This is a genomic window from Flavobacterium gyeonganense (assembly GCF_029625295.1).
Classification (GTDB): domain Bacteria; phylum Bacteroidota; class Bacteroidia; order Flavobacteriales; family Flavobacteriaceae; genus Flavobacterium; species Flavobacterium gyeonganense.
Genome location: NZ_CP121112.1, coordinates 2747464 through 2763324, shown reverse-complemented (window position 1 = coordinate 2763324; position 15861 = coordinate 2747464). Strand labels below are relative to the sequence as shown.

Below are 15861 nucleotides of genomic sequence, written 5' to 3'. Positions count from 1 at the left end.
AATCGAATCATTAAAAGACCAAATATTATAGAAATTCCAAAGTTCTTTCTAATGCCATACCACGTGATCCCTTAATCAGGATAATACTTGATTCTTTGGGTTTATTAATTTTTAAATATTCAGAAAAATTATCAAAGGTTTCGAAAAAATAAAGATTTTCTTTAGAAATACGATTTTCATAAAACGATTTTCCAATCAAATAACAAATAGATTTCTGCTCCTTTGCTAAAGAATCAACAATAATTTTATGCTCTTGCATACTTTCGGTTCCAAGCTCAAACATATCACCCAAAATCATCACCTTATCAGGATTATCTAATTGTAAAAAATTAGTTATTGCTACAGCCATACTGCTTGGGTTAGCATTATAGGCATCCAGAATAATTTCAAATGATTCCTTTTTTAATAACTGAGATCTATTATTGGTTGGAGTATAGTTTTCAATTGCTGATTTAATATCATTTTTTTCAACTTTGAAATGTTTTCCAATAGCAACGGCAGCATTAATATTGTTAGCATTATAAAGACCGATCAAATTAGATTTTACAAAAAAATCATCATAATGAATCAAAACAAACGGATTTGCTTCTATTGAGATAATATTAATATCAGCATGACTATTATTTAATCCAAATGTAAAAGATTTAATTTTTTTAGATTTTTCAATCTGAATAGCATCATCTAAATTAACAAAAGCCAATTTATCGTTTTCAAGCAAGTATTTATACATCTCGCTTTTTCCTTCAATTACACCTTCGACACCTCCAAAACCTTCTAAATGCGCTTTACCAAAATTTGTAATATAGCCATAATCAGGCTGGGCTATTGAACATAAAAACTCAATTTCTTTTTTATGATTAGCACCCATTTCTACAATTCCAATTTCGGTTTCTCTGTCAAAAGACAATAATGTTAACGGAACACCAATATGGTTATTTAAGTTCCCAACAGTTGCCTTAGTTCTATATTTCTGTGCCAAAACAACATTTATTAATTCTTTTGTTGTTGTTTTACCATTGCTACCGGTTAATGCAACAATCGGAATTTTTAAATATTGTCTATGAAATTTTGCCAACTCCTGTAATGTTTCTAAACTATTTTTTACCAGAATTGTTCTTTCGTCAATTAAATAAGACGGATTATCAATTATTACAAATAAAGCCCCTCGTTCAAAAGCTTCCTGAGCAAAAGTATTAGCATCAAAATTTTCTCCCTTGATAGCAAAAAACATCGAGTCTTTTTCAATTTTGCGTGTATCAATTGAAAGAGATTTACATTTTAAAAATAAGTCATGAATTTCTTTAATATTCATTTTGTATGCATTTATTTATATTATAAAAATAGAAAAAAACAATAAAAAAATCCAAATCCCTTACTGAAGTCAGTTTTGGAATTTGGATTTTTTTATTGGAATTTTTAAAATTTAATTCCTTGGTGATTTTCTTCTTTCAGTTTTAGCACCTACTCTAGACATCGCACATCTAAAACCGATGTAGTCAGTAGCCATATCCTGAGGAAAATATCTTCTTTGTGCAGGATCTAACCAGTAAGCTCTGTCTCTCCATGACCCACCTTTATAAACTCTTGCATTATCGTTTATTAAAGTTGTTCTTTTACTTGAGTTATCATATTTTCTCACCATGTTACCTAAACTATCTGTCGTAACATTATGTACTGGAGAATTATACATTGTTTCTTTTTTAGCATCATCAGCTGACTCAGAGTCTCCAAAATCATAGTATCTTGAAGATTGTTTATCTCCATCTCTATAATTTATGTTATCACTTTTACTAAAATTCTGTCTCAAATACGTTTCATTTTCATCAACAGGAACCTGAGCTATTTCTCCAGGTAAATTTGTAGCAACTACTTTACCATTACTTAAAGTGGTATATTTGATATTATCTTTTGTAATAATTTCTAATTTACCGTCTTTACCAATTTTATTTTTAGCATATTGATTTCCTCTGTAATAGTTAAAATCATTTGCTTCGTTATCGATTATTGGTCTGTATACGTCAGCAACCCATTCTGCTACGTTACCTGCCATATCGTATAATCCAAAATCATTAGCAGGATAGCTTTTTATTTTATTTGTAATATCGGCACCATCATCAGACCATCCAGCAATTCCTCCATAATCACCATTACCTTGCTTAAAGTTAGCCAATTGATCACCTCTGTTTTTACGTTTCGCAGAACGAGTATAATCTCCAGACCAAGGATATTTCTTTTGTCCTTTGTAAATATTATATTCTCTCTGTCCAACATCAGCTGCAGCTGCATATTCCCATTCAGCTTCTGTTGGAAGTCTATATTCTGGCAAAATGATACCTGATGAACGCTGTGCATAAACATTTTTCTGCTCTTCTACAGTACCATCTTTACCTTTTTTAGGTCTTCTGCCATTTGGGCTTTTCTTTAGAACAATCTCTTCATTACCTCCATAAGAAGTAGATGGGGATGCAAGATATGCTTCCGTATTGAACAAACTTTCAGCACTAACATCTTGTGTTTTAGCACCTCTTTTAATATATCTTTCTTTTTCTAAAACAGCTTCGTTAACACGGTCTGTTCTCCATTTGCTAAATTCAACTGCCTGAATCCAATTAACACCAACTACAGGATAGTCAGCATAGGCTGGGTGTCTTAAATAGTTATTTGTCATCGTTTCGTTGTAACCTAAACGATTTCTCCAAACTAAAGTATCAGGAGATGCACCGGCGTAGATGTTTTTGTAACTTTCTTCTGTAGGTGGGAAAACTTTTTTAAGCCATTCAAGGTATTCTAAATACATACCATTCGTAACTTCCGTTTCATCCATGTAAAACGACTGAACGTGTTGTTGAGTCGGAGTGTTATTCCAATCGTGCATAACATCATCCTGTACTTTACCCATAGTAAATGTACCTCCTTCAACGAAAACTAATCCAGGACCTGCCTGTTGTTTTTTTCCTGCATTTCTAGCAGCTGTTCCGTTCTGACTATCAACATCCCAACCTGTTGCTCTTGAACCGCGGCTAGAACTTGATTTTTTGCTACAACTAGCCGTGCCCAACATCAATACTATTGACATCATTACTTGCAAGGCTACAATTTTGTTTACTTTCATACTCATTCTTAGGTGATAAATTTAGGTGCTGCAATATAATAATTAACATTTAATTAGCAACATCTGTTCTAATAATTTTATTTAGCTGTTTTTTACCAGAAAATAACCTATAGTTTCGAAACGCAAAAATATACTTTTTATTATTACTATTACATTAAATACTATATTTTTACTTATTAAAATATTTTTAAATTAATTTCGTTTTCTTTCACTATGAAACAAGCCTTTCTTTTACATCTTTTTCTTATACCTTTTTTGCTTTTTTCCCAGAAAAACGGGAGCCTCACGATAGATTGGCAAAATAAAAAAGAAATGAGTTTTGGTGAATTAAAAATAAATACACCTTACTTTTCAGGTGATAATTTTAGATTTGACATTACAAAAAAAACCATAACATTATTGTTTAGTCCAAAATATTCGGATTATTCAAGCGGCAATGAAGTTCAGATTACGAATGTTATTTATGAAACTGTTTCTGCTGATGATTTAGGCGATTTATCATTAGCAAACATACCCAAACAACCTAATGAAATACTTCAAATAGCTATTTCAAGAGATCAAAAACAAGGTTTTATCTCTTTGTCTCCAATTGTATCGGAAGGAAGCAGCTTTAAAAGAATCAGATCATTTTCTTATTCAATAAACAGCAATTCATCAAAAAACAATAGTTCTGCTTCGACTTTGAAATCAAATGTTATTTCAAATTCGGTTTTATCCTCCGGAGACTGGTACCGCTTTTATGTAGAAAAATCAGGTGTGTATAAAATCTCAAGGTCTTTTTTACAAAGCCTGGGTTTTGATGTAAGCAAAAGTGATCCGCGAAAAATAAAAATCTACGGAAACGGAGGAAGAATGCTTCCATTATCTAACAACAGTTACTATCCTGAAGATTTAACGGAAAATGCGATTCAGGTCATTGGTGAAAATGACGGGATTTTCAATAATGAAGACTATATTCTTTTTTACGCTGAGGGAATCAACAATTGGAGTTCAGAAAGCAAAACCAATATTAACTTATACGCCACCAAGTCATATTATTATATTACTGCACAGGGAGGCGACGGAAAAAGAATTCTTAATATGATGCAGCCTTCCGGAAACAGCACTTTAGAATTAACCACATTCGACGACCATCAGTTTCATGAAGTAGACTTAATTAATATTGCACACACGGGACGTCAATGGTTTGGAGAATCTTTTGAAATCAAAAACGAACAGGAGTTTGAGTTTAATTTTCCAAATTTTGAGTCCGGTTCGCCAATAAAAATAGAAATTGCAGCTGCAGCTGCAGCATTCACCAGCACTTCGTTTACTGTTTCTGGCAACGGACAAAATATTGGAAACCTATTTTTTAGCCAAATTAACAACAGTTCTGATGCAAAATTTTACACAGGAAACCTGCCTGCTAATACTACTTTTACAGGATCTGAAAACGTAAAAATAAAACTTATTTACGACAACAACGGAGTACCAGGCTCTAAAGGATACCTTGATTATATTAACTTAACAGCAAAAAGAAAATTAACAGGATACAGCAAACAATTCCAATTTCAATATGACCAGGCTGGCTCAACAACCGGCATTGTTAATTATAATATTTCGAACGCTTCAGGCATTTCACAAATTTGGGACATTACAGACCTATATAATGTATCAAAAATTGAAAACATCAATTTAAACAATTTAAGTTTCAAAGCTTCTCTAGGTGAAATTCGAAAATATATTGCAGTTGACCCATCAGATTATTACAGTCCTTTAAAAGAGACCCAGTCTAAAATTGCAAATCAAAACTTAAAGGGAACACTTTTTAAAAATGCTCAAAATAATTTTCAGGATATTGATTATTTGATTATTACCCCAAAGCTTTTACTTTCTCAAGCTGAAAAACTGGCGAACTTTCATAGGAATTATTCCAATTTAAATGTAAAAGTTGTCACCCTTGAAAACATCTATGAGGAGTTTTCTTCAGGAAAACAAGATATAGCAGCAATCAGGAATTGCATTAGGTATGTATACCAAAACGCCTCTTCATCTAATAAAAAAGTAAAATACGTAAACCTGTTTGGTGACGCTTCATTTGATTATAAAAATCGTATTTCCAACAATACCAATATTGTACCAATATATCATTCTTTAAATAGTAACACAATTGGAGAATCTTGTTTTGCGTCTGATGATTTTTACGGATTAATGGATGATAATGAAGGAAATATAACTTCTTTTTACGGAGGAATAGATATTGCAACCGGCAGAATGTTAGTTTCAGACAATGCACAGGCAGAAGAAATGGTTAATAAAGTTATAGAATACCACAATATTAAATCTTACGGAAACTGGCGAAACAATGTTGTTTTAATTAGTGACGATTCCGACAAAGCTTCTGATGCTACACTGCAATCACGTCAAAACACTTTAGCTGATAAAATTGCCACTGAAAAACCATTCTTAAATGTTGAAAAAATTCTTATGGATTCTTATACTCAAGAGGCATCAGCAGGAGGCTCAAGATATCCAAAAGCAAAAACAGATCTTTTTGATGCTTTTGAAAAAGGCGCTTTAGTCTTTAATTACTTAGGTCACGGAGGAGAAGATGGCTTATCCAGTGAGAGAGTTTGGGAAAAATCAGATGGACAAAACTTAAATAATCAATATAAATACCCATTATTTATAACCATAACCTGTGAGTTTTCGCGTTTTGATGACCCAACCCATCCTACAGCCGGCGAATATACTTTCTGGAACCCCAAGGGAGGAGCTATAGCAATGCTAACTACTATACGTTCAATCGGACAATATAATGCTGAAAATTTTAATGATGTTCTAACTAAAAACCTGCTGTCTTTCGGATCTAATCAATATACAACTATTGCAGAAGCGCTTCGGGTTTCAAAAAATGAGAACCCGAGTTCATCCAGCAATGTTATCTTTTATTTAGGCGATCCCGCAATAATGCTTGCAATTCCTAAACCCCGAATTAACTTAACAAAAGTAAATGATATCCCTGTTTCGGGAACAATTGAAGACTTTAAATCTTTAGCTAAAATTAAAATATCAGGAGAAATTACAGATGAAAACAACAACCTCTTGAGCAATTATAACGGACAGCTTTCAACTGCTATTTTCGATAAACTAATTACCAATACCACACTAAATAATGACGGTTATAGTCCCTCAATACAATTTAAAACATTAGGCGAAACTATTTTTAGAGGAAATGCTTCTGTGACTAATGGCCAGTTTGAATTTAGCTTTGTAGTTCCAAGAGATATTCGAATACCTGTTAATAACGGCAGAATCAGTTTTTATTCAAAAAAAATGAAGTTTTAGAAAACCAATCCGGCTATAACGACCTCATAAAAATTGGAGGAATTAACGAAAATGCCCCTCAGGACAATATTAGCCCAAAAGTGAAGTTATATATGAACGATGAAACTTTTGTATCAGGAGGAATCACAAATGACTCCCCTTTTCTTTTAGCGTTTCTTGAGGACGAAAATGGAATTAATACAGCAAGCGGAATCGGCCACGATATAGTAGCAATTTTAGATGGAGATGTTAGCAATCCTTATATTTTAAATGACTACTATCAAACAAAATTAGATGATTACGCTAATGGAAATTTGCGCTTCCCATTGCGTAATTTAAGCGCAGGAATACACACTATAAGTTTCACTGCATGGGATGTTTACAACAATCCGGTAACAAGTGAAATACAATTTATAGTCGTTGGCGATGAATCGCTTACACTGACTCACGTTCTTAATTATCCTAACCCTTTTTCTACCTACACACAGTTTTGGTTTTCCCACAACAAGCCTTATGAACCTTTAGATGTTCAGGTACAAGTGATGACAATAACAGGAAAGGTAGTCTGGACAAAAAATCAGATCATTACCACTGAAGGTTTTTTATCAAGAGAAATTACATGGGACGGCAAAGATGATTTTGGAGACAGAATAGGCAAAGGAGTTTACATTTACAAACTTACTGTCAAATCTAGTTTAACAAACAAAAAAGCTGAAAAGTATGAAAAACTTGTTATTCTATAATATATATTTGCAAAACCAACAACATAAACTAACACCTTATTTAAAATAAATGAAAAAAATATCCTCTTTATTATTATTTTATTTTATTACCATATCACTTGCCAAAGCACAAGAAAGACCAATTACAACCGGAGTTCCTTTTTTACAAGTTGCAGCTGATGCAAGAGCAGCCGGACTTGGCGATCAGGGAGTTGCTACATCTGCAGATGTATTTTCCCAACAATGGAATCCTGCAAAATATGCATTTTCTATTGATAAACAAGGTTTCTCTGTAAGCTATACTCCTTATTTAACTGATTTGGTAAATGACATTTCATTAAGCCAGGTAACTTATTACAACAAAATCAATGAACGAAGTGCTTTTGCCGGAAGCGTGCGTTATTTTAGTATAGGTGATATTGAGTTAAGACAGAATCAAACAGATCAGCCAAATACGGTTAAACCATCAGAATACGCCATTGATGGATCATACTCCTTAAAATTAAGCGAAATGTTCTCTATGGCTGTTGGAGCAAGATTTATTAGCTCCAATTTAGGAATCACAACCGAAGGACAAAGTTTATCTGCGGCTAGATCATTTGCATTTGACGTTGCCGGATTTTATCAGTCTGAAGAAGTTGCCTACAGAGATTTCAACGGAAGATGGAGAGCCGGTTTTAATTTTCAGAATCTGGGACCAAAAATTAATTATGATTTAAGTGATTCTGATAATGGCTCAAACTTTCTTCCTGCCAATTTAAGATTAGGAGGAGGCTTTGATTTTATATTAGATGATTATAATAAAGTAGCAGTAGGCCTTGAATTTACGAAATTACTTGTTCCAACACCGCAAATCCCTGTTCCTACTGCCACAGATTTAAATGGTGATGGCGATACAACTGACCCGGGAGAAACCAGCAATGGCATTCAGGAAGCCAACAACGAATACAATTCTATCGGCTGGGTACCTGGAATTTTTAAATCATTTGGTGATGCACCGGGTGGCTTTAGTGAAGAGCTAAAAGAAATTACTTACAGCCTTTCGGGAGAATACACTTATCAGGATTCTTTTTCGATGCGCGCAGGATACTTCCATCAAAGCCCAGAGAAAGGTTCAGTAAAATTTTTCTCATTAGGAGCAGGCTTTAAATACAATATTGTTAAAGTAGATGTTTCCTACTTATTCTCAGCATCAAAAGTTAAAAATCCGTTAGAAAACACACTTCGTTTCTCATTAACTTTTAATTTTGGAGAAAAATACGAAGAGTATTAATAAGAATAGAAATAAAAAGAATATCAAATCCAAATTCTACAAAGGAATTTGGATTTTTTTCCCTTAAAAACAAATGAAAGAAATAAATATAACAACCTCATTTTTGGTTTTCGACACCTTAGAAGAATTACCAAATGACATTCAGGATTTAATGATTCAGGCTGTTGAAATCCGAAAGAAAGCCTATGCTCCATACTCTAAGTTCAGAGTTGGTGTAGCGTTATTATTAGATAACGGCAAAATTATTTTAGGATCAAATCAGGAAAATGCTGCCTATCCATCCGGATTATGTGCAGAACGAGTAGCTATTTTTCATGCAGGAAGTATTTATCCCGAAGCTAAAATTTTAAAAATGGCAATTACAGCGGCATCAGATCTGAATCAGACCCATGCTCCTATTCCGCCCTGTGGTTCGTGCCGTCAATCGATTGCAGAATATGAAATTAAACAAGACACCCCTATAGAAATCTATTTTATGGGAGAAATTGGTGTAATTTATCAATCCGCATCCCTCAAAAACCTGCTTCCTTTCATGTTTGATAAAAAGTTCTTGTAAAAAAGCCAAAAAACAGCTTTTAAATTTTAGTTCTTAAATGTAATGTCTTATTTTTGCATCCCGACCCTTCGGGCGCAAATTTGTGGGAGGAAACTATTTTTGCGTTATAGGTGATATTGATAACACAAAAAAACAACTTTAGCAAAAGAAAGAATTCAGATGAAAGAAGTTACAAAAGAGGTTTACTTAAAGTGGTATGAAGACATGCTGCTTTGGAGAAAGTTTGAAGACAAACTTGCAGCATTATACATCCAACAAAAAGTCAGAGGATTTCTTCACCTCTACAATGGTCAGGAAGCAGTATTAGCCGGAGCTTTACATGCTATGGATTTGACTAAAGACAAAATGATTACTGCATACAGAAATCACGTTCAGCCAATTGGTATGGGAGTTGACCCAAGACGTGTTATGGCCGAGCTTTTAGGAAAAGCAACAGGAACATCTAAAGGTATGGGAGGTTCTATGCACATTTTCTCAAAAGAGCATCGTTTTTACGGAGGTCACGGAATCGTTGGTGGACAAATTCCGGTAGGAGCTGGTTTAGCTTTCGCAGATAAATATTTTGAAACTGGTGGTGTAACTATGACCTATTTTGGTGACGGAGCTGCAAGACAAGGTTCTTTACACGAAGCTTTCAACATGGCGATGTTATGGAAATTACCAGTTGTATTTATCGTTGAAAACAATGGTTACGCAATGGGAACTTCTGTAGAAAGAACTGCAAACCACACTGACATCTGGAAATTAGGTTTAGGCTATGAAATGCCTTGCGGACCTGTTGATGGAATGAATCCTGTAAAAGTTGCCGAAGCAATGCACGAAGCTATCGAAAGAGCGCGTCGTGGAGACGGACCAACTTTCCTTGAAATGAAAACATACCGTTACAGAGGGCATTCGATGTCTGATGCTCAATTATACCGTTCTAAAGAAGAAGTTGAAGAGTACAGAAAAATTGACCCAATTACTCAGGTTCTTGATGTAATTATGGATCAAAAATATGCTACACAAGAAGAAATCGATGTAATTGACCAAAGAGTTAAAGACTTGGTTGAAGAGTGTCAGAAATTCGCTGAAGAATCTCCATACCCAGACTTACAACAATTATACGATGTAGTATACGCACAAGAAGACTATCCATTTACACCTCATAAACTATAACATTATATTATGGCTATAAAAGTAACAATGCCTCGCTTGAGCGATACTATGACGGAAGGAACGGTAGCGACTTGGTTAAAAAAAGTAGGCGATAAAATTAGCGAAGGAGATATCCTTGCTGAAATTGAAACAGACAAAGCAACTATGGAGTTCGAATCTTTTAACGAAGGAACTCTTTTACATATTGGAATTCAGGCTGGAGAAACTGCTCCCGTTGATTCATTATTAGCCATCATTGGTAACGAAGGGGAAGATATTTCTGCTCTTTTAGCTGGTGGTGACGCTCCTGCTGCTGAAGCTCCAAAAGCAGATGCTCCTGCTGCTGAAGCAAAAACAGAAACTGCTGATCCTGCTAAAGCTGCAGCTGAATTACCAAAAGGGGTTGTAGTGGTAACTATGCCTCGTTTGAGCGATACTATGACTGAAGGAACAGTTGCAACATGGTTGAAAAAAGTAGGTGATGCTGTTGCTGAAGGCGATATTTTAGCAGAAATTGAAACAGACAAAGCGACAATGGAGTTTGAGTCTTTCAATGCTGGTACTTTATTATACATCGGAATTCAGGAAGGTAATACTGCGCCTGTTGACAGCTTATTAGCTATCATCGGACCAGCAGGAACTGATATTTCCGGAATTGCTGAAAATTATACTGCCGGAGGTGGTGCAGCTACAAGTGCTCCTGCTGCTGAAGAAACAAAAGCTGCTCCTGCTGCTGAAAAAGCACCTGAAGCTGTAGCTGACAATTCAAACGGAAGAGTTTTGGCTTCACCATTGGCTAAGAAAATTGCTTCTGACAAAGGAATCCAATTATCTCAGGTTAAAGGTTCCGGAGAAAACGGACGTATCGTAAAAAGCGATATCGAAAACTTCACTCCATCTGCTCAAGCACAAACTGCTGCTTCTGCACCAGCTGCTAAACAAGAAGCGTCTGCTCCTGCTGCTCCAAAAGTATTTGTTCCTGCCGGAGAAGTTTACACAGAAGAGATCAAAAATTCTCAAATGCGTAAAATCATTGCAAAACGTTTGGCAGAATCTTTATTTACAGCACCTCACTACAACTTAGTGATCGAAGTAAGTATGGACGAAGCAATGCAGGCAAGAGCTGCTATCAACAGCGTTCCAGATACAAAAGTATCTTTCAACGATATGGTAATCAAAGCTTGTGCTTTAGCATTGAAAAAACACCCAAAAATCAACTCTACTTGGAAAGAAGATGCAATTATCATCAACCACCACGTAAATATTGGTGTTGCCGTAGCTGTTGAAGACGGATTAGTTGTTCCTGTATTGAAATTTACTGATGCTATGAGTTTATCTCAAATCGGCGGAAGCGTAAGAGACCTTGCAGGAAGAGCTAAAAACAAAAAATTAGGACCTCAGGAAATGGAAGGAAGTACTTTTACAGTATCTAACCTTGGTATGTTTGGTATTACTGAATTCAATTCAATTATCAACCAGCCAAACTCTGCAATCCTTTCTGTAGGTGCAATTGTTGAGAAACCAGTAGTTAAAAACGGCCAAATTGTAGTTGGAAACACCATGATGCTATCATTGGCTTGTGACCACAGAACTATTGACGGTGCAACTGGAGCTCAGTTCTTACAAACATTAAAACAATACATCGAAAGCCCAGTTACTATGCTGGCGTAATTCTTTGTTAATTTTATATTTAAATCCCGTTTTGTTATTAAAACGGGATTTTTTATTTAATTTTCATCTTCAAAATTCAATTCTTCACCATATGAAAAAGCTAATCCTTTTGACTCTATTCCTGACAGCCATTGCCTGCCAGAAAAAAGAGCAAACAGAAAAACCAGTAGTTGTTACCGATGAACACAGCTATTCTAAACCAGAGCTCGCTGTTGTTAAACATCTTGATCTTGATATTAAAGTTGATTTTGACACACAGGCTATTTCAGGGAAAGCGTCCTGGCTAATTGACAACATCAGCAAAGGAAACGAAATTATTTTTGATGAAAACACTTTAAATATTTCTAAAGTCACATTAGGTGATGAAGAAAAACAAACGAAATTCGAATTAGGAGAAGATACCGAATTTCACGGAAAGCCACTTCATATTACAATTGAACCTAATACAACCAAAGTAAATATTTATTACAGCACAACTAAAGACGCTGTTGCATTACAATGGCTTACACCGGAACAAACTGCAGATAAAAAAGAAACCTTTTTTATTCTCTCAGGGAGAAAGCATTTGGTCCCGTACCTGGATTCCGTGCCAGGATACACCGGGCGTTCGTTTTACCTATAATGCAAAAGTTACGGTACCTAAAGATTTATTAGCCGTAATGAGTGCCGTAAATCCGCAGAAGAAAAATGATACCGGAATTTATACTTTTAAACAAGATAAAGCAATTCCGTCTTATTTAATGGCGATTGCGGTTGGGGATATTGAATTTCAAGCAATCGATAACAGAACAGGGGTTTACGCAGAGCCATCAATGCTTAAAAAATCGGCTTGGGAATTTGCTGAACTCGGAAAAATGGTTGTCGCTGCCGAAAAACTTTACGGACCTTATCGTTGGGGCCGCTACGATGTTTTAGTTTTACCGCCAAGTTTTCCTTATGGCGGAATGGAAAATCCAAACCTGACTTTCTTAACCCCGGGCGTTATTGCTGGAGATCGTTCGCTGACAAGTTTATTAGCACACGAATTGGGCCATAGCTGGAGTGGTAACTTAGTTACGAATGCAACCTGGGATGATATTTGGCTAAATGAAGGTTTTACCACTTATGTAGAACACCGAATTGGAGAAGCAATTTTCGGGAAGAAAGAATTTGAAATGCAAAATGTTATCACCAATAAAGAATTAACAGATAATGTAGCAGAATATGGCGATACAAGTCCCGATACAAGGCTAAAAGTAAGTTTAAAGGGTAGAAATCCAGACGACGGAATCAGTATGATTCCTTATGTAAAAGGATATGCTTTTTTAAGAGTTATCGAAAGTGCTGTTGGAAGAGAAAAATTTGATCCGTTTATTAAAAATTATTTTGATTCTCATGCTTTTCAATCTATTACAACAGAAGATTTTGTAAAATACATCAATGAGAATCTTATCAAAGGCGATAAAGCTTTAGCTGATAAAATTAAATTAGAAGACTGGATTTACAAACCGGGAATTCCATCAAACATACTTCCTGTAAGTTCTCCTGATTTTGATGCAATTGACGCGATTCAAAAAAGCTGGAGAGAAACTGGCGTTGCAGGATTAAATAAAAAAATTACGACAACTGCAGAAAAACAGCATTTCATAGATAATCTTCCAGCGGATATTACAGTTGTAGAAATGGAAGCTATTGATAAAGAATTCAACTTTACAAAAGGCGGGAATTTCATTATCAAACGTCAATGGTTTGTTCAGGCATTAATTCACAAATACAAGCCGGCTTATCCTGCAATTGAGCAATTTTTAATCGGAATAAGCAGAACCGGATCTGTAATGATGCTTTATAAAGAAATGGCTAAGACTCCTGAAGGTAAAGTTTGGGCTAAAAAAGTATTTGATAAAGCAAAATCTGGTTATCACGCAACGACTATTCAGGCTGTTGAAGGGGTTTTGAAATAAAATTTTCAAAAATATTGTTTTAAAATAGGTTGTTCCTTTCGGGAACAACCTATTTTTTTTCGTTTTGTTTGTTATTCCGACGGAGCAGAGATCGCACTAGAAATTCCGCAAAACAATCAACACAATCTTGTCATTTCGAGGAACGAGAAATCTCTGCAAGAAGCTCTACAAAGATTGTCAATTCTGATTGCGGAGTTACTTACGAAGATTTCTCGTTCCTCGAAATGACAAACTGGATAGGAAAATTCAATCTTTGTAGAGCTACTTGCTGAGATCCTTCCTTCGTCAGGATGACAAACTAGACGAAAAAAACTTAACCGAAAATGACAAAATAAACTAAAACACTCTTATAAAAACGAATGCCCTAGCCCAGATTGAAGTGGAAAGCCCGGAGCTCAAAAGCCTGATTTTCTTGCCGGAAAACAGCGACCAACGGAAGCTCGTTTTATGGCTTAGAAAAATCAGGCTTTTGAGTGAGGACTTGAAGCAGAAAGCTGGATTAGCTCCTGAAAAATAAACAGAGGGAAAATTATCCATCACATAGCGCCAATTCTCCATTTTCTAAAATCTGTAATCGTCGCACCTTTGTAATGTCAAAAGACAACAACAAATAATAACAATAAAAATTAAATAAAATGACACGATTAACAGCATTAAACCCGGAAGAAGTAACAGGAAAAACTAAAGATTTGTTCAACGCTGTACAAGCAAAATTAGGAGTTGTTCCGAACATGATGAGAACAATGGGAAACTCTCCTGCAGTTCTGGAAGGATATTTGAACTTAAGCGGCGCTTTAAGCCACGGAAAATTAAGCGCGAAAATAGGAGAATTAATCGCCTTGGCAGTTTCAGAAAGCAACTCTTGTGATTACTGTTTAGCAGCTCACACTTTTATTGGAGAAAAATTAATTAAAGCAGATCCGGAAGTTTTAAAAGCAGCAAGAACAGGAAACTCTGCTGATGCTAAAACAGAAGCTATTTTACAATTAGCTAAAACATTAATCAGCAAAAATGGTTTAGTAAATGATGAAGATGTAAACAAAGCTAAAAATGCAGGAGTTGCAGATGCTGAAATCGCTGAAACTATTGCTCACGTCGCTTTGAATGTGCTGACAAATTATTTCAACAATGTCGCAAATACTGAAATTGACTTTCCAGCAATTTAATTTCAGAATAACATAATAACAAAAATCAATTTATAAAGATAGTTGTGAATTATTTTCATGGCTATCTTTATATTTTTAAACCGCACTTTATGAGTTCTCAAAATGTTTACACTTTAATAAATCCGAAAACCGGAAATTTAGCATTCAAAATTCTTCCATTTGAAGATAACATTCATTTTGATCATTTACAGCGCAATAATTATTACTCTTTAATTTGGGTGACTAAAGGAAAAGGGAAAGTCAAAGCCGATTTTGCAGAACATCATTTTGAAGAAAACTCACTCCTCGCCTTTTCTCCTTATCAGCCTTTTATGCTTTGTGTAAGCGAGCCAATTGAAGGAATCGCGATTCATTTTCATCCTGATTTTTATTGCATCCATATGCATCAAAAAGAAGTTTCATGCAATGGTGTTTTGTTCAACAATATTTATCAGCCGCCTTATGTAAAAGTTACGGAGCAAGCTGAATTAACTTTTAATATGGTTATCGACCAAATGAAAGCCGAGATTCAAAATGCTGAATTGGCGCAATACGAACTACTGATTTCTTATTTGAAAATCTTTTTAATTACTGCTTCAAGATTAAAAACCGAACAATTAGAAGAAGAAATGAATGCTGTTCCTAATGCCAAAGAACCTATGATTCTCCAAAATCTGAAAGATGCGATTGAACTCAATTTTAAAACCAAACATTCAGCAGGAAATTATGCTGATTTACTGAATATTTCTCCCAAAGCCCTGGCAAAACTATCCAAGAATTATTTCAATAAAACGTTAACCAATTTAATTTCGGAAAGAATTATTATCGAAGCCAAAAGAGAGTTATACCTGACCAGTAAAACCGTCAAAGAAATTGCATACGAACTGGGCTATGATGACGAGCATTACTTCAGCCGTTTCTTTAAAACCAATGCCGATGTTTCACCTCAAATGTATCGCGAGACAGTTGGTTTTGGAAAAATGGACGCTTAATTTTTAT

The 15861-nt window shown here is 35.0% G+C and carries 10 protein-coding genes and 1 pseudogene; 9 read left to right on the top strand and 2 right to left on the bottom strand.

Annotation, left to right across the window (positions count from 1 at the left end; genetic code table 11):
* Nucleotides 1-25: 25 nt before the first annotated feature.
* Nucleotides 26-1312 (bottom strand): UDP-N-acetylmuramoyl-tripeptide--D-alanyl-D-alanine ligase, encoded by a 1287-nt coding sequence (locus P5P89_RS12020; protein ID WP_278008544.1) that lies wholly within the window; start codon nucleotides 1310-1312, stop codon nucleotides 26-28.
* Nucleotides 1313-1423: 111 nt separating this feature from the next.
* Complete coding sequence (gene gldJ / locus P5P89_RS12015) at nucleotides 1424-3112, bottom strand: gliding motility lipoprotein GldJ (protein WP_278008543.1); 1689 nt, start codon at nucleotides 3110-3112, stop codon at nucleotides 1424-1426.
* A gap of 213 nt (nucleotides 3113-3325) precedes the next feature.
* Here gldJ and porU point away from each other — a divergent pair.
* The 9 genes and pseudogenes from porU (at nucleotide 3326) to P5P89_RS11970 (ending at nucleotide 15854) form a co-directional block, all read left to right on the top strand.
* Nucleotides 3326-7161: pseudogene (gene porU / locus P5P89_RS12010) on the top strand (type IX secretion system sortase PorU).
* A 49-nt stretch (nucleotides 7162-7210) separates the two neighbouring features.
* Nucleotides 7211-8413 carry a type IX secretion system outer membrane channel protein PorV gene (porV, locus tag P5P89_RS12005; RefSeq protein ID WP_278008542.1) on the top strand — a complete coding sequence of 401 codons (1203 nt, stop codon included), beginning with the start codon at nucleotides 7211-7213 and terminating at the stop codon, nucleotides 8411-8413.
* Nucleotides 8414-8486: 73 nt separating this feature from the next.
* The gene (gene cdd / locus P5P89_RS12000; RefSeq protein WP_278008541.1) at nucleotides 8487-8969 is read left to right on the top strand and encodes a cytidine deaminase; all 483 of its coding nucleotides are present in this window, start codon (nucleotides 8487-8489) and stop codon (nucleotides 8967-8969) included.
* A 159-nt stretch (nucleotides 8970-9128) separates the two neighbouring features.
* Nucleotides 9129-10127 (top strand): pyruvate dehydrogenase (acetyl-transferring) E1 component subunit alpha, encoded by a 999-nt coding sequence (pdhA, locus tag P5P89_RS11995; RefSeq protein WP_025572856.1) that lies wholly within the window; start codon nucleotides 9129-9131, stop codon nucleotides 10125-10127.
* A 9-nt stretch (nucleotides 10128-10136) separates the two neighbouring features.
* On the top strand, nucleotides 10137-11777 hold the full coding sequence (locus P5P89_RS11990; protein ID WP_278008540.1) for a pyruvate dehydrogenase complex dihydrolipoamide acetyltransferase: 1641 nt from the start codon (nucleotides 10137-10139) through the stop codon (nucleotides 11775-11777).
* A gap of 91 nt (nucleotides 11778-11868) precedes the next feature.
* Nucleotides 11869-12399, top strand: coding sequence for a gluzincin family metallopeptidase (locus P5P89_RS11985; RefSeq protein WP_278008539.1), 531 nt, complete (start codon nucleotides 11869-11871; stop codon nucleotides 12397-12399).
* Nucleotides 12296-13717, top strand: a complete 1422-nt coding sequence (locus P5P89_RS11980; RefSeq protein WP_278012011.1) for a hydrolase/aminopeptidase — start codon at nucleotides 12296-12298, stop codon at nucleotides 13715-13717. The genes P5P89_RS11985 and P5P89_RS11980 overlap by 104 nt, the downstream gene beginning before the upstream one ends.
* 635 nt (nucleotides 13718-14352) lie before the next feature.
* Nucleotides 14353-14883, top strand: a complete 531-nt coding sequence (locus P5P89_RS11975; RefSeq protein ID WP_278008538.1) for a carboxymuconolactone decarboxylase family protein — start codon at nucleotides 14353-14355, stop codon at nucleotides 14881-14883.
* A gap of 89 nt (nucleotides 14884-14972) precedes the next feature.
* Nucleotides 14973-15854: a helix-turn-helix domain-containing protein gene (locus P5P89_RS11970; protein WP_278008537.1), complete on the top strand. Its 882-nt coding sequence runs from the start codon at nucleotides 14973-14975 to the stop codon at nucleotides 15852-15854.
* The last annotated feature ends 7 nt before the right edge of the window (nucleotides 15855-15861 follow it).